Here is a 20,942-nt window from a genome sequence, read left to right on the forward strand (position 1 = left end):
CCGTGCCCGGGCACGCGCGGACGGTGCTCCGGCGGGCACGCCGGGGCCACACACCGTACGGGACACCACCCAGAGCCAAAGACCACGCATGCGCGGTCAGCGCGCGTAGGAGTGCTGCAACAGCACCTTCGCGGTGGTGGGCGGAGAGGTGTTCTCCACGCAGGTCGCGTCGACGATGTAGGCGGTCACGCGCGTGGCGTCCGAGGCGTCGGGCAGCACGACCAGCAAGGCGGCCTTGCCCTGGTAGACACCCTGCTCGGTGGCCAGCGCGACATCGTTGCGGCCGATGCCCTCCTGGACGCACTCCGGGACCTCGGGCTTTGTCAGCACCCGAGGGTTCGCACCGGAGGAGTCCGACTCCATGCCGAAGGTGTGGGGGGAGCGGGCTCCCTTGTCCTGCTCGGGGCTGCGCGCGAGCAGATCGTCGACCTTCTTCTCCAGCTTTCCCTCGGAGAAGGTGTCCGCAGCGGTCGTCGTCCGCTGCTCGTCGTCCGGGCCTCCGCCGCTGTTCAGCGACGACAGCACCACGGAGCCGAGACCGAGAGCGGCCACGGCGAACGCCGCCCCCAGGACGGCTCGGCGGCTCCTGCCCCGCAAGCGCGGCTTGCGGCCCGGGCCTGTGGTCGAGGAGCGGGGGCGGCCGGTGGGACGGTCGGAGGAGGGTGCAGATGTTTCACGTGAAACATGGAGCGGTTCGCTCGCGGCCGTCGCTGTTCCGGCGGCGGTGTTCTCGTCCTCGCTTTGGGGCGCGGGTGCCGTGGCGTGCAGGAGAGCCTCGGCGGCCAGCGCCGCGTCGATGCGTCCTGCGACGTCCGCCGGCATCCGCGGCGGACCCGGAACCGTGCCGAGCAGTCCCCGGATCTCCTCCAGGGAGGCGTGGACGTCGGCACAGAGTTCGCACCGTTCCAAATGCCTGCGGATGTCGTCCCTGCGGTCCGCCGGGAGAAGACCTTCGGTGAGGTCGGAGATCTCCGCGACGTCCGGGTGTTCCGCCTTGTCGGTCGTCGACGTCACGCTCGCCCACCTCCGCCCTTCACTGCAGCCGGGTCGTTCGATCCTGTGTCGGGTGGGTCCGGTCGCCGCGGACCCGCTGCGGGTGGGACGGATGTCCCCCCTATCCGGTTCCGTCCCCCGCCTCTGTGCTCCTCGTCACCAGTGCCTCCCGGGCGCAGGTGGGTGAGCAGGGGCAGGAGTTTCGCGCGGCCGCGGGCACATCGGCTCTTGACCGTGCCGGTGGGCACGTCGAGGATGCGGGCCGCCTCGGCGACCGGGTAGCCCTGCATGTCCACCAGGACGAGCGCGGCCCGCTGGTCGGGCGGGAGGGTGCCCATCGCCTCGATCAGCTGCCGGTGCAGATCGTTGCGCTCCGCGGGAGCCGAGGCCGACTCGTGCGGCTCGAGCAACTGCTCCAGACGCTCGGTGTCGTCGACCGGCGCGGTCTTCCGGGAGGCGGCCTTGCGGGCGCGGTCCAGGCAGGCGTTCACCGTGATGCGGTGCAGCCACGTCGTGACGGCCGACTGGCCGCGGAAGGTGTGGGCGGCCCGGTATGCGGAGACGAGGGCGTCCTGGACGGCGTCAGCGGCTTCCTCGCGGTCCCCCAGCGTCCGGAGGGCCACGGCCCAGAGGCGGTCGCGGTGCCGCCGCACGATCTCGCCGAAGGCGTCCGTGTCGCCCTCGACGTGCCGGGTGAGCAGATCCTGGTCGCTCACTCCGTCGTACGCGGCGCCGTCCGCCATCGGGTCCCCTCCCTCGACGCAGCCGGCCTCAGCTGGTCACCTTGATGTCCGCGATCCGGCCACGCCACTGGCCGTCGTCGGCCTGCATGGGGAGCTCGGTCAGCCAGACCAGGAGGTAGCGGGTCTTCACCGTGTCCTTGGGCGCGAGGGAGACCGTGGTACCCGACCCCTCGGCGACCTTGCCGTACGAGTCGAAGGAGGTCGGCCGGGACTCCGCGTCCCCGGGGGCGGCACGGAGCTCGACGGACGTGCTGCCGATGAAGGTGACGTCGACCTTCCCGACGTCCTGGCTCTTGCCGAGGTCGACGACGACGCCCACGCCCGGCTTCAGCCGGCCGAAGTCGGAGCTCGCGTAGAAGCTGGTCTGCCAGTAGCTCGCCGGATCACCGTCCAGGATCTTGGGCAAGTTCTCCGGGTACTCGGACCCGTCCTGGCCGAACGGGTCGAAGTCGTGCAGCTCCGAGATGGCGATCGGCTTGCCGCGCACCGGCTTCGGGACGTTCTTGTCGTTGCCGTTCGTCGTCTGGGTGTTGGTGGTGTCGTCGCCCTCGCCGCCCTGCTCCATGAGGGCGTCCGCGAGCTGCCAACTGCCCAGCCCCAGGGCGGCGATCAGGAGCGCCGAGACCGCCCACTTCAGCGCCTTGCCGGTGCGGCTCTGCAGCGGAGGAGGCGGCACCGGTGTCGGCTGGGTGACGCGGGGAGAGGCGGTGGGGCGACCGTAGGAGCCCTGCTGGTACGTGGTGCGCTGGTAGGCCGGCGGGGCGGTGAAGGCGGGCTCCGGCGGACGGATGCGGGGCATCTCGCCGATCGCCTTCACCAGTTCCTCGGGAGTGGTGCACGGCGACTCGTGGCGGGAGGCGGTGGCGCCGTCGTTGGCGAGGGCGCGCATGGCCAGTTCGGACAGACCGCGGTGGACGCCGGCCCGGACCTGGTCGGGCGGGATCAGCCCGATGTCCTTCGGCAGACCTGACATCCCGTAGGCGTCGTTCTCGTACGGCCAGCGCTGGGTCAGCGCCGCGTACAGCAGGGCGCCGATCGACTCGGTGTCCGTGCGCTGAGGGGTGTTCGAGCTGGCCCCGCGCAGCGCGGCGTTGACGGCGAGACCGCGGATGCGCCACTGGCCGGTCGAGGTGCGCAGGACTGCGTTGGGGTTGAGACGGAGATGGGCGAGGCCCTCACGGTGGGCCGCCGCCATGGCGCTCGAGACCTGACTGACCATCTGGTAGGCGTCGTACACCTCCAGCGGGCCGGAGGCGAGAAGGGTGGTCAGCTCGGTGGCGTCGGGCAGCCATTCGTGGACGACGTAGACGAGGTCGTTCTCCTCGACGGCGTCGAGGACCTGGACGAAGCGCGGGTCGCCCAGCAGGGCCGACGAGCGGGCCGCCGCGAGCACGGACCGGGCGCGCGAGTGATCCGCGGGCAGGACGTGCACGCCGACGGCACGGCGGAGCTTCTCGTCCACGGCACGCCAACTGCTGAACCCGTCCAGACGGGTGACGCACTCCTCGAGGCGGTAGCGTCTGGCCAGCTTGTGGCCGCTGTGCAGCTCCGGTGGCGAGGTCGTCGCGGGACCCTTGGTCCCGGTGTTCTCCTGTGCCTCGTCGTTGTCCGTGTCCCGCTCCCGGTTCTTGGCCACCCCGTCGGCCGTGGACTGGTCCGCCTCCGCGGTCAGCGACTGCTCGCCGCTGTTGTCTGCCACGTCGACGGCAGCTGTGCTCCGTTCCGCCACCGTCGTTCCCTGCCTCCCCATCCGTTGCGCGTCGGCCCGGCGTCCGTCGCGCGCAGTCCGACGCCGAACCCAATTGTGCCCACAGTCCGCCGCTATGCACGACACGCGGGGGCCGATGATGGTTGTGCGCCTACCCGCCTACCCCCTGCCTCAGCGTCCCAGGCGTCCCCGGACCATACCGACCAGCGAGTTGACCTCCTCGATGCGCATCCGGCGCGCGGCGACGTAGAAGACGCCCAGCAGGACGGCCCCGCCGCCGAGCAGCGCGGCGAACGAGCCGAGGACCTCCTGGCCCAGCACCTTGCTGATGCCGTAGCAGGCCGCGCCGCTGAGCAGGGCGGCCGGGACGGAGGCGATGCACAGCCGGGCGTAGGTCCGCAGCACCCGGGCGCCGTCCAGGTCGCCGCCCAGCCGCTTGCGCAGCCGGCGCCAGGCGACGCCGACGCCGAGGGCGTAGGCGATGCCGTACGAGGCGGCCATGCCGACGACGGCCCAGCGGGCCGGCAGCACCAGGAAGCAGAGACCGGAGGCGATCGCGTTCGCGGCGGCCACGATGACCGTGTTGTAGAAGGGGGTCCGGGTGTCCTCGTAGGCGTAGAAGGCGCGCAGGACGACGTACTGCACGGAGTAGGGGATCAGGCCGAGGCCGAACGCCATCAGCATGTAGCCCATGTTGGTGGCCTCGCTGGTGCCCGAGGATCCGAAGATCAGGGTGCACATCGGGATGCCGAGCGCGAGGAAGCCGAAGGCGATGGGCACGATCGCGACGGCGGTGGTCCGCAGTCCCTGGGAGATGTCGTCGCGGACGGCTCCTCCGTCGTCCTCCGCCGCCGAGCGGGAGATGCGCGGAAGCAGGGCGGCCATCAGGGACACGGTGATGATGGCCTGCGGCAGACCCCAGATCAGCTGGGCGTTGGCGTAGGCGGCGAAACCGGTGCCCTCGACGTCCGAGTCCAGGCCCGCGGCGGTGGACAGCTGGGTGACGACCAGCGCGCCCGCCTGGTTGGCGAGGACGAACAGGATCGTCCACTTGGCGAGCATCGCCGCCTTGCCGAGGCCGTGGCCCTTCCAGTCGAAGCGCAGCCGCATGCGGAAGCCGGTCTCCCGCAGGTACGGGATCATCGCGAGGGCCTGCACGACGAGACCCAGCAGCACGCCGATGCCGAGGAGCCGCAGCCCTTCCGGCGGGATGTTCGAGACCTGCATCCTCGAGTCCGCGGCCGTGCCGTAGACCCAGATGAACGTGCCGAGCGTGACGATGATGACGATGTTGTTCAGGACCGGGGTCCACATCATCGCGCCGAACCGGCCGCGGGCGTTGAGGATCTGACCCATCACCACGTGCACGCCCATGAAGAAGATCGAGGGCAGGAAGTAGCGGGTGAAGGTGACGGCGACCTCGTTGGCCGCGGGGTCCGAGGCGACGGGGTTCGACAGCGCGCGCACCAGCAGCGGGGCGGCCAGCCAGGCGACCGCGGTGAGCAGCGCCAGCGCCACCATCACCAGCGTCAGCAGCCGGTTGGCGTAGGCCTCGCCGCCGTCGTCGTCGTCCTTCATGGCGCGCACAAGCTGCGGCACGAAGACGGAGTTGAGGCCACCGCCGACAGTGAGGATGTAGATCATCGTCGGCAGCTGGTAGGCGACCTGGAAGGAGTCGCCGAGCAGGCCGAGCCCCAGGGCCGACACGATCAGCGCGGACCGGATGAAGCCCGTGAGCCGGGACACCATCGTGCCCGCCGCCATCACGGCGCTGGACTTCAGCAGACCGCCGGCGCGGCCGCCCTTCTTCGGCGCGGGCGCGGACGCGGGCTCCGGGGCCGCCGACTCCGCCGCCGGGGGCGGAGTGGCGCCCGCATAGTGGCCGGGCGTCGGGGACGCGGGTCCGGGCACCGGGGCGGCGGCGTACTGCTGCGGGCCGCCCGCCGGCTGTCCGGGGTGCACGCCGCCCTGTGGACGGGCCTGGCCGCCGTGCTGGTGGAAGGCGCCGCTCTGCTGCTGGTCGCGGAAGAGGTGCGCGAAGGCGTCCGGCTCGTGGCGCTGCTCCCCCGCCTGCCCGACGAGGTCGTCCACGCCGACGTACTGCGTGGTGCGCGGGTCGTCGCCGTACGGCAGGTGCTGGGTGGGGCCGTCCGGCTCCGGGGCGGGCGTCCGGGCCCACACCCGGGGGTCGGGCGCGTACGGCGACTGGGGCGGCTGCCCGTAGAGGGGCTGCTGCGGCTGCTGTGCGCCGGGTGAGGGCGGCGGGTGCGCCGACCGGTCGTAGAGCGCCTCGGCGACCGGGTCCTGGGCGTCGATGTCCTGCGCCCGGTAGGGATCCTGGACGTAGGCGTCCTGGACGTACGGGTCGGCGGGTGGCTGTGACGCCTGGTCGTGCCCGGGCGGCGGACCCCCGGCGGGGTCCGACTCGGGATGGCCCGAGTTGGCCGCGGCATCGCCGCGGTCACCGTCGTACGGCGCGTTCATGGTTACCCCACCTCATCGTCCCTGGCCCACCGGCCACGACCTTCTCAACGGTCCACTCTCTCACCCGTGCCGGACGGGTCGGCGCTTTCCGGTGCGGTGTCCGGGGCCGGGTCACTCGGCTGCTCCGGGGTGTCCTCCCGGGTGTCCGGCGCGGACTCCTGGGTGGGACGCCTCCCGGAGGCTTCGGGGTTCTTCGCGTCGGCGTCGGCGTCGGCGTCGTCGTCGGCGTCCGCGTCCGCCTCGTCCGCCGCGTCCTCCTGCTCCCGCTCCCCGGCCTGCCGGGCCGCGGCGCGCTTGCGCTGGGTGTACATCCGGAAGCCGGCCAGGACGAGCAGCAGCACACCGCCGCCGATGACCAGCATCACTGTCGCGGTGATCTCGGTGACCTTCACGTCGAACGTGACGGGCTGACCGTAGGGCCGGCCGTCCTGCGTGTACAGCTGGGCGATCACGGTGGCCCGGCCGTTGGCGTTGGCGTTCGTGGTGAACTTCACCGACTGGCTGTGGCCGCCGGAGACGGCGACGGGCTGCTCCTCGTAGGCGTTGCCGTCGATCTGCAGGCGGGTCGGGTTGGTGGAGCTGAGCCGGAGCACCAGGTGCTCGACGCCCTGCACCAGGTTGTTCTGGACCGTCACGGGGATCGTCGCGCTGCGGCCGGAGAGCTTGGTCTCCGACTTCTCGATCAGCCGGACCTGCCCGCTCAGCGTGTCCAGGTACGTCTCGACGCCGCTGCGGTAGATCGCCGCCTCGGCGGGCCGGCCGCGCCAGGACGCCGCCATGCCCCGGTTCAGGGCGCGGCCGAAGGGCGTCACCACACGGGACTGGTCGGACAGGATCACCTTGAAGCGGTCGAGCTTGTCCTGCGTCCTGGCGATCTGCTCGAAGGCCGACCGCGGGAGCTCCTGCTTGCGCAGCGACTTCGGGTACGCGGACGCCGGGGGCACCTCGGTGCCGGCGGCCGGGTCCGGCTTGGACTTCGCGGCCGCCGTGAGGTCCTGCGGCTGCGACCAGGTGCTGTCCTGGAGGGTGCCGATGGCCTCGGCCATCGTCTGGGCCTGGGCGGCGGACGGGGTGCGCTGCGGGGCGACCACGACGCTGCGCGGACGGTCCGTCTGCAGGGCGAGGGTGAGGCTCTGGGCCAGGAAACGCTGCACCGCCTGGCTGGAGGCGGAGGCCCTGGTCATGTCGCCGTCGAACACGGTGGACAGCCGCGCGTCGGTCACCACGGCCGTGGTGCCACCGCCGATGGGACGGGGCGCGGTGGGCGTGTAGGTCAGGTCACGGCCGCTCTCGAAGGTGTCGCCGCGGACGATCACCTTGTCGGCGCCGGCCGAGGTGGAGACCTTGATGATCGAGGGGTCCACGGCGCCCTCGACGGGCCAGGCGTAGTCCGTGCTGGGCGCGACGTGGAGGATCGACTCGACGGTGCGGGCGGCGACGTCGGTCGCCTCCTTGAGGTGGCGCAGCGAACCGGTGACCGACGTGCCGTGGTGGGCGAGGGAGGCGAGGTCGGGGTCGCCGAACGGCAGCGCGACGACCTCCTTGTCCGCCACCGCCTTCTGCACCTCGGTGAGCCAGCGCTTGGCGACCTCCTGGTGGCCGCCGACGACGTTCTTGTCGTCCGCGCTCTGGCCGGGGATCTCGTAGCGGGTAGTCATCGCCTCGACGGAGGCGAGCAGGTCCGGGTCGATCACCCAGGTGACGTCGAGGTCCTTGCCGAGGGCCACCATCCTGTCCAGGCGGCCGCCCGGGGAGATCTCCGCGGCGAGCTCGTCGTCGTGGAAGACGGGCGTCTGCTCCTCGTCGGAGCCGGTCTCGGCCGTCATGTGGACGGTGGAGATCAACGGCCACATGAAGGTCGTCTTCGTCTTGGTGTCCAGATCGTCCGGCTGCCACGGCAGGAACGTGTGGCGGACGCCGAGCGTCTGCTCCCAGGGCTGGTCGGAGGTCTCGCCGGTGAGAGTGACGGACAGGTCGTAGACGCCGTCCTGGCCGAGATCCAGCTCGTCGGCCGGCACGGAGATCGTGTAGGGCTGCGAGACGCCCGGGGCGAGCTTGGCGAACTTCTCGGTGTACTTGTCGTCGATCTCCGCCCCGACGGGGCTGTCGACGTCGGCGGAGTTCTTGGCGACCGTGTCGATGCTCGAGCGGGTGTCCAGCAGCGAGCCCACCCGCAGACCGACAGAGGCGTCGGTGACAGCCTTCTTGCCCTTGTTGGTGATCGTCCCGGAGACGGTGACGGTGTCGCCGTCGGAGGGGGCGCTGGGTGTGAGGGAGTCCACGGAGACGGCCACGGAACCGTCGTCGGAGGCGGCCCGCGGCGCGGCCTCCGCGGAGGATCCCGCCGGCAGCTGGAGGAGCCCGGCCAGGAGGGGCGTCCCGGCGAGCACGGCACCGGTGCGCCGCAGCCAGCGGCGGGCAGGTGAGGGACTGGTCCCCTGGAAGTCTGCCGCCTCGGCCACGCGCTCGCCCGTCCCTTGTCGTCAGTGGTCGTCGGAATGTGCGTCCAGGCATGGTAACGAGGTGCGAGGAGGGGAAGTGCCACGGACCGGTGCCCAAGATCGAGCGGCGCACGCCTTGTCCATGATCGCCACAGGTGTCCGTCCCCGCGTCTTTTTCCGGGCGCTCGGGGCCGTGCGGGCCACGTACCCTCTTCTGTTGTGCCGAACGCCAACGAAGCAACCAGTGCCCTGAGCCAGGTGCAGGACCGCGCCGTGAGTGAACTGCTGCGGATCGCCCCTGTCGCCGACGACCTAGCCCGCCGTTTCCAGGAGGCGGGGTTCTCACTGGCCCTGGTCGGCGGCTCGGTGCGGGACGCGCTGCTCGGCCGCCTCGGCAACGACCTGGACTTCACGACCGACGCCCGCCCGCAGGACGTCCTGAGGATCATGCGGCCCTGGGCGGACGCCGTGTGGGACGTCGGGATCGCCTTCGGGACGGTCGGCGCCCAGAAGGAGGCACGGGTCGGGGAGACCGACCGGAGCTTCCAGATCGAGGTGACCACCTACCGTTCCGAGGCGTACGACCGCACGTCGCGCAAGCCGGAGGTGTCCTACGGCGACTCCATCGAGGACGATCTCGTCCGCCGTGACTTCACCGTCAACGCGATGGCCGTCGCCCTCCCCGAGAAGAGGTTCATCGATCCCCACGGCGGTCTGAAGGACCTCGCCGAGCGGGTGCTGCGCACGCCGGGGACGCCCGAGGAGTCCTTCTCCGACGACCCGCTGCGGATGATGCGGGCCGCGCGCTTCGCAGCCCAGCTCGACTTCGAGGTGGCCCCCGAGGTCGTCGCGGCGATGAAGGACATGGCGGGACGCATCGAGATCGTCTCCGCCGAGCGGATCCGGGACGAGCTGAACAAGCTGATCCTGTCCCCGCACCCCCGCAAGGGCCTCACTCTGCTCGTGGACACCGGGATCGCCTCCTACGTGCTGCCGGAGCTGCCGGCCCTGCACCTGGAGCGTGACGAGCACCACCGGCACAAGGACGTCTACGAGCACACCCTGATCGTGCTGGAGCAGGCGATGGCCCTGGAGGAGGACGGTCCCGACCTGACCCTCCGCCTCGCCGCCCTGCTGCACGACATCGGCAAGCCCCGCACCCGCCGCTTCGAGAAGGACGGCCGCGTCTCGTTCCACCACCACGAGGTGGTCGGGGCGAAGATGACCAAGAAGCGCATGACCGCGCTCAAGTACTCCAACGAGCTGGTGAAGGACGTCTCTCGGCTGGTCGAGCTGCATCTGCGGTTCCACGGCTACGGCACGGGAGAGTGGACGGACTCCGCCGTCCGCCGTTACGTCCGGGACGCGGGACCGCTCCTCAGCCGGCTGCACAAGCTGACCCGCTCGGACTGCACCACGCGGAACCGCCGTAAGGCCGCCGCGCTTTCCCGCGCGTACGACGGGCTGGAGGAGCGCATCGCCCAGTTGCAGGAGAGGGAGGAGCTTGACTCCATCCGCCCGGACCTCGACGGCAACCAGATCATGGAGATTCTGGGCATCAAGCCGGGTCCGGAGGTCGGGAAGGCGTACAAGCACCTGCTGGAGCTCCGGTTGGAGAACGGTCCGATGGAGCACGACGAAGCGGTGAAGGCCCTCAAGGAATGGTGGGCCGCACAGCAGGGCTGACAACGGAAGCGGGGTCATGTTTCACGTGAAACATGACCCGCACACGGTCCGGGGGCGGTGTTTCACGTGAAACACCGCCCCCCAACGTCGTTCTTACTTGTCCTTCAGGCAGAGCAGGAAGCTCTTGCTGCCGTTGGTCTCCGTGTAGACGTACTCGAAGTCCTTGGACTCGGCCTCACACTTGCTCTGGGCCGTCAGGCCGGAGAAGTTGCCCTCGACCTTGGCCAGCACCTTGTACTGCGCCTTCGCGTCACCGCAGTCGACGACCTCAAGGTCCGGGTTGTTGTCGTCCGTGCTGCCACGGTGCATGCAGTCGCCCACGGCGGCCGCGGCGGCGTCGTCGCGGCTGGCGATCCATCCACCGATGGCCACACCCGCGACGATCAGAACGATCACGACGTTCTTGATGGTCTTGAAGCTGATCTTGCGGCCCTGCTGCTGCGGGGGCATCGGGGCTCCCGGCGGCGGGAAACCGGGCTGACCGGCCTGCTGCGGGAAGGGGGCCTGGCCCTGGGGCTGGCCGTAGGGCTGCTGCTGGCCCTGTGCGAACGGGTTGCCCTGGGGCGGCGGAGTGGTCACTTGGGGGTCCCCCTATTACGTAGGCGCATGACGCGAAAGGCGCGTCGATAAGACCCACGTAAGCTATCGGTCCGCACCGACAACTCTGTAGTCAGTTCCCGCTTCGTGGCGCTGATGTGACACTTACTGGCGTCCAAACCGGGCCATAGCCACCGCTACTGCTCCGTAGATAACGGCGATTGTTACCACCAGCGTGACCGAACGGCCGTCAGGCGGGAGCACCAGGGCGGCCACGGCCGCGGCTCCGACGAACGCGACGTTGAACAGGACGTCGTAGACCGAGAAGATCCGGCCGCGGAAGTCGTCGTCCACGGAGGCCTGGACGATGGTGTCCGTGGAGATCTTCGCGCCCTGGGTGGACAGGCCGAGGACGAAGGCCCCCGCCATCAACGGGCCGGAGGCGAACGGCAGGCCGAGCGCCGGCTCCAGGACGGCCGCCGCCGCGGCGCACGTCACGATCCAGCGGCCGGGCCCCATCCGCCCCGCGGCCCATGGGGTCAGCACGGCCGCGGCGAAGAAGCCGGCGCCGGACGCCCCCAACGCCAGTCCCAGCAGGGCGAGTCCCTCGTCCGTGGTCGACGTGAGGTGGTACCGGCAGAGCATCAGCAGCATGACGAGCATCCCGCCGTAGCAGAAGCGCATCAGGAACATGCTCGTGAGTGCCCAGGCCGCGTCCCTGCGCGCGGGCTCCGCGAGGTGACGTACGCCCGCCACGAGGTCGGCGACCGTGCCGGCGAGAGCCGTGGACAGCCGGGGATGATCCAGTGCACGCTCCGGACCGAGCAGGTCCTTGGCCATACGCAGGGCCGACAGGGCAGCGCACAGGTAGAGGGCGGCGCCCACGAGCACCACGGCCGCGTCCGAGTCCGCGACGACCAGCCGGACCACGAAGGCCAGGCCACCGCCCGCGGTGGCGGCGAGCGTCCCGGCGGTCGGGGAGAGGGAGTTGGCGATGACGAGCCGCTCGGCGTCCACCACGCGGGGCAGCGCGGCGGACAGTCCGGCGAGCACGAAGCGGTTGACGCCCGTGACGCACAACGCGGCCACGAACAGGAGCCAGTCGGGAACCCGGACGAGGATCAGAAGGGCGGTCACCGACGCCATCAGGGCGCGCAGCAGATTGCCGTGGAGGAAGACCTGGCGGCGGCGCCAGCGGTCCAGCAGGACGCCGGCGAAGGGGCCGATCGCGGAGTAGGGCAGGAGCAGGATGGCCATGGCCGAGGCGATGGCCGCGGCGGAGGTCTGCCTCTCGGGGGAGAAGACGACGTAGGCGGCGAGCGCGACCTGGAAGACGCCGTCGGCGCCCTGGGAGAGCAACCGGACGCCGAGCAGGCGCCGGAAGCCTTGGAAGCGCAGCAGAACGCGCAGGTCACGGACGACGGCCATGGGGCACAGCCTCACATACGACGGGGGTCTCCGGGACGTACGACCCGGAGACCCCCGACTGCCCGTTGTGGTCGCGCTTAGCGCTCGACCTCGCCCTTGATGAACTTCTCGACGTTCTCACGGGCCTGGTCGTCGAAGTACTGCACCGGCGGCGACTTCATGAAGTACGAGGAGGCCGAGAGGATGGGGCCGCCGATGCCCCGGTCCTTGGCGATCTTCGCGGCGCGCAGGGCGTCGATGATGACACCGGCGGAGTTCGGGGAGTCCCAGACCTCGAGCTTGTACTCCAGGTTCAGCGGGACGTCGCCGAAGGCGCGGCCCTCGAGGCGGACGTAGGCCCACTTGCGGTCGTCCAGCCACGCGACGTAGTCGGACGGGCCGATGTGGACGTTCTTCTCGCCGAGCTCCCGGTCGGGGATCTGCGACGTGACGGCCTGGGTCTTCGAGATCTTCTTGGACTCGAGGCGGTCACGCTCGAGCATGTTCTTGAAGTCCATGTTGCCGCCGACGTTCAGCTGCATCGTGCGGTCCAGGATGACGCCCCGGTCCTCGAACAGCTTCGCCATCACGCGGTGCGTGATGGTGGCGCCGACCTGCGACTTGATGTCGTCGCCGACGATCGGGACGCCCGCCTCGGTGAACTTGTCCGCCCACTCCTTGGTGCCGGCGATGAAGACCGGGAGGGCGTTGACGAAGGCGACCTTGGCGTCGATGGCGCACTGGGCGTAGAACTTCGCCGCGTCCTCGGAGCCGACGGGCAGGTAGCAGACGAGGACGTCGACCTGCTTGTCCTTGAGGACCTGCACGACGTCGACCGGCTCCTCGGCGGACTCCTCGATGGTCTCGCGGTAGTACTTGCCGAGACCGTCGAGCGTGTGGCCGCGCTGGACCGTCACGCCGGTGCGGGGAACGTCGCAGATCTTGATGGTGTTGTTCTCGGAGGCGCCGATGGCGTCCGCGAGGTCGAGGCCGACCTTCTTGGCGTCCACGTCGAAGGCGGCGACGAACTCGACGTCACCGACGTGGTAGTCGCCGAACTGGACGTGCATCAGGCCCGGCACCTTGGCCGCCGCATCGGCGTCCTTGTAGTACTCGACTCCCTGCACCAGCGATGCGGCGCAGTTGCCCACGCCGACGATGGCTACGCGAACCGAACCCATTCCGGTTGCTCCCTGTGTGTACGAGTGAGGTCCTCGCGGACTCTCACGTGGCGGTGTCGCCGGGCGAATCCGGCCGGGGGTCGTCCCCGGACCGGGGCAGGTCGCCCGTCGCTCCAGATGTGGTGTCCTGCTGAGCCGGCCCCCCGGCGGCGGACCCCTTGAGGTCCCGGCCGGCCCGCTCGCTCTCGATGAGCTCGTTCAGCCAGCGCACTTCGCGCTCCACGGACTCCATCCCGTGGCGCTGGAGCTCAAGCGTGTAGTCGTCGAGGCGCTCGCGGGTCCGGGCCAGGGAGGCGCGCATCTTCTCGAGGCGCTCCTCCAGCCGGCTGCGGCGGCCCTCCAGCACGCGCATACGGACGTCGCGCGACGTCTGCCCGAAGAAGGCGAACCGCGCGGCGAACGTCTCGTCCTCGTACGCGTCCGGTCCCGTCTGGGCGAGCAGCTGTTCGAAGTGCTCCTTGCCCTCCGCCGTCAGGCGGTAGACGATCTTGGCGCGGCGCCCGGCCAGCGGTGCGGCGAGGGCGTCCTCGGTGGTGTTCCCCGGTTCCTCGATCAACCAGCCGTTGGCGACCAGCGTCTTGAGGCAGGGATAGAGCGTCCCGTAGCTGAACGCACGGAACACACCCAGTGACGTATTGAGTCGCTTGCGCAGCTCGTACCCGTGCATCGGGGCCTCGCGGAGCAGGCCGAGTACGGCGAACTCGAGGATTCCGGAACGCCGGCTCATCGTCGCCTCCCCTCTGCCCCGGTCGTGCCGCGATGGGCTCGTGTGCGGCTCGCGGCCGCCTTTATGTCGCGCTGATGTATCGACTCGATACATCACGACGATAGAACGACCTTCCGGGGCCGACAAGAGGGGGGAGAGTGAACGGGATCACATCACTGTTTCATTGCGAGCAAGTTGCCTGATTTGAGGTGAACTTCTGGGCCCGGGGGGTTTTGGCGGTGCGTAGTCTGTGCGCCATGCAGACCACCGGGAACCGAGTGACGACTGGGGGCGTCCTTGTCCCCGGTGCAGTACGGATGAATGCGCCGAGCGCCGCATCCGTACTTCGGGGGGACCGGAAACCAGCCGCCGTTTCCAGGCGCGCAGAGGTGCGCCTGCCCGAGGAGTAGTCGTTCGATGAGCGAGCACCGTCGCAAACCGCCGCAGCCGCAGGGAGGCGGACGTGCCGCGGCCCGACGCGGCCAGTCCGGCTCGTCCTCCGGCCGCCGAGCGGCACCGCGAGGCGCCACCGGATCTCCGTCCGATTCCTATGGGTCGGGCACCCGCGGCGCGGGGGGAGAGGCCCGTCCGTACGGCAGTCGTGCCGAGGCACGACGCGCGGCACAGCGCGGAGGGTCCCGCCGCGCCACCGGGCCCGGCCGCGGACGAGGACGCGCGGCCCCTCCGGCCAAGAAGAGAGTCATCGACTATCCGCGCTACGACAAGGACGGCTGGCGCCGCTGGATGCCGTCCTGGAAGCTCGTGTCCGGACTGTGCCTCGCCTTCTTCGGCGGTCTGGTCGCCGTGGCCGGGATCGGGTACGCGATGGTGAGCGTGCCCAGCGAGGAGAACGCCGCGGCGTTGTCGGAGAACAACGTCTACTACTGGGAAGACGGCACCCAGATGGTCGCGACCGGCAGCGGCCAGAACCGGCAGAACATCAGCTTCGACCGGATCCCCGAGGCCATGCGCTGGGCGGTCATCTCGGCCGAGAACAAGAGCTTCTACAGCGACTCGGGCATCGACCCTATGGGTATCGCCCGCGCCCTCGGCAACATGGCGCGCGGTGGCGACACCCAGGGCGGTTCCACGATCACCCAGCAGTTCGTGAAGAACACCTACCTGACCCAGGAGCAGACGCTCTCCCGGAAGTTCAAGGAGATGTTCATCTCGATCAAGGTGGGCACCAAGCTCTCCAAGGACGAGATCCTCCAGGGCTACCTGAACACCTCCTACTACGGCCGCGGCGCCTACGGCATCCAGGCCGCCGCCCAGACGTACTACGGCAAGGACGCGGTCGACCTCACGCCGAGCGAGTGCGCCTTCCTCGCGGCCCTCCTCAAGGGCCCGACGTACTACGACCCGGCCGGCAACGAGAGCATCGACAGCTCGGCCAGCGCCGAGGCCAACCGCAAGCGTTCCGAGGAGCGCTGGGCCTGGATCCTCGAGCAGATGCACAACGACGAGCACCTCTCGACCGCCGAGTACCAGGAGGCCGTCAAGAGGTACCCGATGCCCCAGGGCCGCAAGGCGACCAAGGGCATGACCGGCCAGATCAGCTACCTGGTCGACACGGCCAAGCGGTACGTCCTGAAGAACTCGAACATCACCGAGGCGCAGTTCGACCAGGGCGGCTACCAGATCTACACGACCTTCGAGAAGGACAAGGTCGAGGCGCTGGCCAAGGCCGTGAGGAAGGTCGAGAAGGAGAACATCGACCCGAAGCGCGAGAAGGACCAGCACGTCCAGTTCGGCGCGGCGTCCGTGAAGCCCAAGGACGGCGCGATCGTCGCCCTGTACGGTGGCGCCGGCTTCGAGAACGGCCACTTCGTCAACAACGCGGACACCTCCGGTGTCCCTGTCGGTTCGACGTGGAAGCCCTTCGTGCTCGCCGCCGCGATGCAGCACGGCACGTACAAGACCAACGGTGTGGGTGTCTCGCCGGCGAGCAAGTACAACGGCAACGACCACCTGAAGATCCTCAACAACGACGGCTCCTACGTCCTCAAGAAGGACAACACGCCGTTCTTCCAGGAGAACGAGAGCGACAAGCCGTGGGGCTACATCAGCCTGCGGAAGGCGATGGAGCAGTCGGTCAACACCCCGTTCGTGCAGCTCGGCATGGACGTGGGGATGAAGAAGGTGGCGGACGTCGCACAGAAGTCCGGCATCCTCGAGGACAGCTTCGCCGGCCTGAACGCCTCGTTCGCGCTCGGAACGTCCACGCCCAGCGCGATCCGCATGGCGGACGCGTACGCGACCTTCGCGGCCTCGGGCAAGCAGGCCGACCCGTACTCGGTGACCGAGGTCAAGTACCGGGGCTCGGAACTGTCCGGCTTCGAGAAGCCGCGGGTCAAGCAGGCGATGCCCGAGAACGTGGCGAACAACGTCACCGACGTGCTCGAGAACGTGATCGAGAACGGTACGGCCCAGCACGCCAAGGAACTGGGACGCCGGGCGGCCGGCAAGACGGGTACCACGGACGAGAACAAGTCCGCCTGGTTCGTCGGCTACACCCAGCAGCTGTCGACCGCGGTCGCGATGTTCCGTGAGGACCCCAAGAGCCACAGACTGCTTTCCATGAACGGCACGGCGGGCAAGGACTCGATCCACGGTGGTGACATCCCCACCGAGGTGTGGACCGAGTTCATGAAGGTCGCGCTGAAGGGCAAGTCCGACCCCGGCTTCCCCAAGGCCGAGAAGATCGGTGAGGTCGCCGACGGCGTCGGCGCACCGTCGCCGACCCCGATCGAGACGGAGACCGAGGAGGCGACGCCGTCCGAGACGCCGACGCCGACCGAGACGGTGACCGCCCCGCCGTCGCCCACGGAGACCGAGACCTGTGGGCCCTTCGACTTCCGCTGCCGGGACGAGGAGGAAGAGGACGGCGGAACCGGGAACGGCGGTGGCGAGAACGGAGGCACCGACGGAGGCGTGACCACGTCGCCCGATCCCACCGAGAGCGAGGACCCCGGAGGCACCCGGGGAGGCGGCAACGGTGGCGGTCTGTTCGGAGGCACCGGCGGCTGAGCCGTCCCCTGCCCGATGTGGGCGTTTCACGTGAAACATGGGCCGCCGTACCCGACGGGTACGGCGGCCCTCGCCGTATCACCGGACAGGTACGGCAGGATGTGCGGCATGCCCAGTGGAAAAACGACGAGCGTCCACGAGCCGGACCCGGTGCGGCCGACGGAGGAGGACCGGGTCGCAGCGGCCGGCAGCGAACTGATCGGGGGACCGATCGGGCGGCGTGCCCTGCTCGGCAGATCCTGGTGGACCCCGGTGCGGGTGATCTCGCTCGTGGCGATCGGTGTGTTCGCCCTCGGGCTGGTGCAGAAGGCACCCTGCTACAACGGCGCCTGGTTCTTCGGCGCCAGCTCGCAGTACACGCACGCCTGCTACTCGGACATTCCGCACCTGTACCAGGGACGCGGCTTCGCCGACGGGCTGGTGCCGTACTTCGACCGGCTCCCCGGGGACATGGAGTACCTGGAGTATCCGGTCCTGACGGGCGTGTTCATGGAGGTCGCCGCTTGGCTCACCCCGGGCAGCGGCAGCATCCAGCACCAGGAGCAGTGGTACTGGATGGTCAACGCCGGGATGCTCATGGCGTGCGCGGCCGTCATCGCCGTGTGCGTGACGCGCACCCACGCGCGCCGGCCCTGGGACGGCCTGCTCCTCGCCCTGGCCCCGGCCTTCGCGCTGACCGCCACCATCAACTGGGACCTGCTGGCGGTCGCTCTGACGGCCGCCGCGATGCTGATGTGGTCGCGGGGCCGCGCCCTCGCGTTCGGCGTCCTGCTGGGCCTCGCCACGGCCGCCAAGCTCTATCCCGTACTGCTCCTCGGACCCCTGCTCGTGCTGTGCTGGCGCGCGGGCCGATGGCGGCAGTACTGCACGGCGCTCGGCGGGGCCGTCGTCGCCTGGATCGTCGTGAACGGTCCCGTCATGCTGTTCGCCTTCGACGGCTGGTCGAAGTTCTACACGTTCAGCCAGGAACGCGGCGTCGACTTCGGGTCGTTCTGGCTGATCCTGGCCCAGAACTCGGACGACCCGATCGCCACCGAGACGGTCAACACGCTCGCGACACTGCTGATGCTGCTGTGCTGCGCGGGCGTGGCGGCCCTGACGCTCACGGCGCCGCGCCGGCCGCGTTTCGCCCAGCTGGCCTTCCTGATCGTCGCGGCGTTCGTCCTCACCAACAAGGTCTACTCGCCGCAGTACGTGCTCTGGCTGGTGCCCCTCGCGGCGCTGGCCCGGCCCAAGTGGCGGGACTTCCTGATCTGGCAGGCCTGCGAGGTGACGTACTTCCTGGGCATCTGGATGTACCTCGCGTACACGACCAGCGGGGACGCACACAAGGGCCTGCCCACCGACGGCTACCACTGGGCCATCGGCGCGCATCTGGCGGGGACGCTCTTCCTGTGCGTCATGGTCGTCCGCGACATCCTGATGCCGGAGCGGGACCCGGTGCGCCGCTCCGGCGACGACGACCCCTCAGGAGGCGTGCTGGACGGCACCGAGGACGTCTTCGTGCTCGGCCCCGCGGCGCGTCCGGCACGGCACGCGGCCCACTTCGAGGCGCCTCAGGTCGACTGGGGCAGAACGCAGGCCAGGGGCGGTTCGCTCTGAGCGAACCGTCGGAAGGCTCGCCCCGGACCACGCGAAGGGCCGTGCACGGAACGTCCGTGCACGGCCCTTCGCGTGGGGTCCGGTGTCGTCTCAGCGGTCGACGAGCCGGTCGAACTGGGTCGTGGTGTGCCGCAGATGGGCCACCAGCTCCTCGCCGACCTGGGGCTCCGGGGCGTCGGACGGCACGAACAGGATGGACACCTGCATGTGCGGCGGCTCGGCGAACCAGCGCTGCTTGCCGGCCCACACGAACGGCGAGAGGTTGCGGTTGACGGTCGCGAGGCCCGCCCGGGCGACACCCTTGGCGCGCGGCATGACGCCGTGGAGGGCCTTGGGGGCCTCCAGACCCACCCCGTGGGACGTTCCGCCCGCCACGACCACGAGGAAGCCGTCGGACGCGGCCTTCTGCTGCCGGTAACCGAACCGGTCCCCCTTGGCGACCCGGGTGACGTCCAGGACCGCGCCCCGGTACTCGGTGGCCTCGTGGTCCCCCAGCCAGAGCCGGGTGCCGATCCGGGCGCGGAAACGGGTCTGCGGGAACTGCTGCTGGAGGCGGGCCAGTTCGTCGGCCTTGAGGTGGCTGACGAACATCGTGTGCAGCGGCAGACGGGCCGCTCGCAGGCGGTCCATCCAGCCGATGACCTCCTCGACGGCGTCCGAGCCGTCGGTGCGGTCCAGCGGGAGGTGGATGGCGAAGCCCTCCAGCCGGACGTTCTCTATCGCGGCGTGCAGCTGGGGCAGGTCCTGCTCGCTGATGCCGTGGCGCTTCATCGAGGACATCACCTCGATGACGACGCGGGCGCCGACCAGGCCGTACACCCCGTCGACGGACGACACCGAGCGGATGACCCGGTCGGGCAGCGGCACCGGCTCCTCGCCCCGCCGGTAGGGCGTCAGCACCAGCAGGTCACCGCCGAACCAGTCCTTGATCCGTGCGGCCTCGTACGTCGTGCCGACGGCCAGGACGTCCGTGCCCAGCCGTGTGGCCTCCTCGGCGAGCCGCTCGTGGCCGAAGCCGTAGCCGTTGCCCTTGCAGACGGGGACGAGCCCCGGGAACTGCTCCTGCACGTGCTTGTGATGCGCCCGCCAGCGCGCGGTGTCGACGTAGAGCGTGAGCGCCATGGCCGGACCTGGAACCTTTCTGGTGGCTGCGGTGTGACAAAGGTAGGGGAGGCGACGAAGCCGTCGGGCTACGAAGACGGATACCGCGCGAAGCGCGGGTCAGCGACGGGACATGTACATGTCGAGCGCCTTGTGGAGCAGCTTGTTGAGCGGGAAGTCCCACTCGCCGAGGTACTCGGCCGCCTGCCCGCCGGTGCCGACCTTGAACTGGATCAGACCGAAGAGGTGGTCGGTCTCGTCCAGCGAGTCGGAGATGCCGCGGAGGTCGTAGACGGTGGCGCCGAGCGCGTAGGCGTCGCGCAGCATCCGCCACTGCATCGCGTTCGAGGGCCGGACCTCACGGCCGATGTTGTCGGAGGCGCCGTAGGAGTACCAGACGTGCCCGCCGACGATCAGCATGGTCGCCGCGGACAGGTTCACGCCGTTGTGCCGTGCGAAGTACAGCCGCATGCGGTTGGGATCCTCGGTGTTGAGGGCCGTCCACATCCGCTGGAAGTACGACAGCGGGCGCGGCCGGAAGTGGTCGCGCACAGCGGTGATCTCGTACAGCCGCTGCCATTCGGGCAGGTCGTCGTAGCCGCCCTGGACGACCTCGACGCCGGCCTTCTCGGCCTTCTTGATGTTGCGGCGCCACAGCTGGTTGAAGTTCTTGTGGACCTCTTCGAGTGAGCGGTTCGCCAGCGGCACCTGGTAGACGTAGCGCGGCTGGACGTCGCCGAAGCCGGCGCCTCCGTCCTCGCCCTGCTGCCAGCCCATGCGGCGCAGCTTGTCCGCGACCTCGAAGGCGCGGGGCTCGATGAAGTCGGCCTCCAGGTCACGCAGGCGCTTGACGTCCTGGTCCTGGATGCCCCGCTTGATGGTCGCGGCCTCCCAGCGGCGGATGATCACCGGCGGGCCCATCTTCACGGAGAAGGCGCCCTGCTGCTTCAGGTGGGCGAGCATCGGCTCGATCCACTCCTGGAGGTTCGGCGCGAACCAGTTGATGACCGGGCCCTCGGGCAGGTAGGCGAGGTAGCGCTTGATCTTGGGCAGCTGCCGGTAGAGCACCAGACCCGCGCCGACCATCTCGCCGGTGCGGTCGTCGAACCAGCCGAGGTTCTCCGAGCGCCACTCCGCCTTCACGTCTGCCCAGGCCGGGACCTGCATGTGGCTCGCCGACGGCAGGCTCTGGATGTATGCCAGATGCTGCTCGCGACTGATGGTCCTCAGGGTCAGGCTCATTCGGGGCGCTCCTCGGGCTGGTGTGTCCCCATGGGTTCAGGGGCTCCGGCTCTCGCGCGAAGCCTACTGCGCCCGGGGTGC

14 protein-coding genes are annotated in these 20,942 nt (G+C 69.9%); 3 read left to right on the forward strand and 11 right to left on the reverse strand.

The annotated features are described in order from the left end of the window. Positions 1 to 96: 96 nt before the first annotated feature. From ELQ39_RS16045 to ELQ39_RS16065, 5 genes are all read right to left on the reverse strand, one after another. The gene (locus tag ELQ39_RS16045; protein WP_242592406.1) at positions 97 to 1,014 is read right to left on the reverse strand and encodes an anti-sigma factor family protein; all 918 of its coding nucleotides are present in this window, start codon (positions 1,012 to 1,014) and stop codon (positions 97 to 99) included. Continuing rightward, positions 1,011 to 1,736 (reverse strand): RNA polymerase sigma factor SigM, encoded by a 726-nt coding sequence (sigM, locus tag ELQ39_RS16050; protein WP_242592407.1) that lies wholly within the window; start codon positions 1,734 to 1,736, stop codon positions 1,011 to 1,013. The genes ELQ39_RS16045 and sigM overlap by 4 nt, the downstream gene beginning before the upstream one ends. Positions 1,737 to 1,764: 28 nt before the next feature. Beyond that, a complete protein-coding gene (locus tag ELQ39_RS16055; RefSeq protein ID WP_242592408.1) occupies positions 1,765 to 3,465 on the reverse strand; it encodes a protein kinase family protein in 1,701 nt (566 codons plus the stop codon). 150 nt (positions 3,466 to 3,615) lie between these two features. After that, positions 3,616 to 5,928 (reverse strand): murein biosynthesis integral membrane protein MurJ, encoded by a 2,313-nt coding sequence (gene murJ / locus ELQ39_RS16060; RefSeq protein ID WP_225626649.1) that lies wholly within the window; start codon positions 5,926 to 5,928, stop codon positions 3,616 to 3,618. Positions 5,929 to 5,972: 44 nt separating this feature from the next. After that, positions 5,973 to 8,390 carry a DUF6049 family protein gene (locus ELQ39_RS16065; RefSeq protein ID WP_242592409.1) on the reverse strand — a complete coding sequence of 806 codons (2,418 nt, stop codon included), beginning with the start codon at positions 8,388 to 8,390 and terminating at the stop codon, positions 5,973 to 5,975. Positions 8,391 to 8,588: 198 nt separating this feature from the next. Between ELQ39_RS16065 and ELQ39_RS16070 the strand changes: the two genes are divergently transcribed. After that, positions 8,589 to 10,055 carry a CCA tRNA nucleotidyltransferase gene (locus ELQ39_RS16070; protein ID WP_242592410.1) on the forward strand — a complete coding sequence of 489 codons (1,467 nt, stop codon included), beginning with the start codon at positions 8,589 to 8,591 and terminating at the stop codon, positions 10,053 to 10,055. A 93-nt stretch (positions 10,056 to 10,148) separates the two neighbouring features. Here the strand turns inward: ELQ39_RS16070 and ELQ39_RS16075 are convergent, their stop codons facing one another. The 4 genes from ELQ39_RS16075 to ELQ39_RS16090 form a co-directional block, all read right to left on the reverse strand. Further along, on the reverse strand, positions 10,149 to 10,634 hold the full coding sequence (locus ELQ39_RS16075; protein ID WP_190004410.1) for an LppU/SCO3897 family protein: 486 nt from the start codon (positions 10,632 to 10,634) through the stop codon (positions 10,149 to 10,151). A gap of 123 nt (positions 10,635 to 10,757) precedes the next feature. Further along, on the reverse strand, positions 10,758 to 12,020 hold the full coding sequence (locus ELQ39_RS16080) for an MFS transporter (protein ID WP_242592411.1): 1,263 nt from the start codon (positions 12,018 to 12,020) through the stop codon (positions 10,758 to 10,760). 77 nt (positions 12,021 to 12,097) lie between these two features. Beyond that, positions 12,098 to 13,180 carry an inositol-3-phosphate synthase gene (locus ELQ39_RS16085; protein WP_006134057.1) on the reverse strand — a complete coding sequence of 361 codons (1,083 nt, stop codon included), beginning with the start codon at positions 13,178 to 13,180 and terminating at the stop codon, positions 12,098 to 12,100. A gap of 43 nt (positions 13,181 to 13,223) precedes the next feature. Further along, complete coding sequence (locus ELQ39_RS16090) at positions 13,224 to 13,907, reverse strand: PadR family transcriptional regulator (RefSeq protein ID WP_006134056.1); 684 nt, start codon at positions 13,905 to 13,907, stop codon at positions 13,224 to 13,226. Between the two features lie 723 nt (positions 13,908 to 14,630). Between ELQ39_RS16090 and ELQ39_RS16095 the strand changes: the two genes are divergently transcribed. Together ELQ39_RS16095 and ELQ39_RS16100 are read left to right on the forward strand one after the other, a co-directional pair. After that, positions 14,631 to 16,916: a transglycosylase domain-containing protein gene (locus ELQ39_RS16095; protein ID WP_190004412.1), complete on the forward strand. Its 2,286-nt coding sequence runs from the start codon at positions 14,631 to 14,633 to the stop codon at positions 16,914 to 16,916. A 99-nt stretch (positions 16,917 to 17,015) separates the two neighbouring features. Next, positions 17,016 to 18,518: a glycosyltransferase family 87 protein gene (locus tag ELQ39_RS16100; protein ID WP_242592412.1), complete on the forward strand. Its 1,503-nt coding sequence runs from the start codon at positions 17,016 to 17,018 to the stop codon at positions 18,516 to 18,518. 90 nt (positions 18,519 to 18,608) lie between these two features. Here the strand turns inward: ELQ39_RS16100 and ELQ39_RS16105 are convergent, their stop codons facing one another. Together ELQ39_RS16105 and femX are read right to left on the reverse strand one after the other, a co-directional pair. Continuing rightward, positions 18,609 to 19,640: an alanine racemase gene (locus tag ELQ39_RS16105; protein WP_019525362.1), complete on the reverse strand. Its 1,032-nt coding sequence runs from the start codon at positions 19,638 to 19,640 to the stop codon at positions 18,609 to 18,611. 99 nt (positions 19,641 to 19,739) lie between these two features. Continuing rightward, positions 19,740 to 20,861 (reverse strand): peptidoglycan bridge formation glycyltransferase FemX, encoded by a 1,122-nt coding sequence (femX, locus tag ELQ39_RS16110; protein WP_190004414.1) that lies wholly within the window; start codon positions 20,859 to 20,861, stop codon positions 19,740 to 19,742. Between the last annotated feature and the right edge of the window lie 81 nt (positions 20,862 to 20,942).

It is taken from the genome of Streptomyces sp. GB4-14 (genome assembly GCF_022696125.1).
Lineage (GTDB): Bacteria > Actinomycetota > Actinomycetes > Streptomycetales > Streptomycetaceae > Streptomyces > Streptomyces werraensis.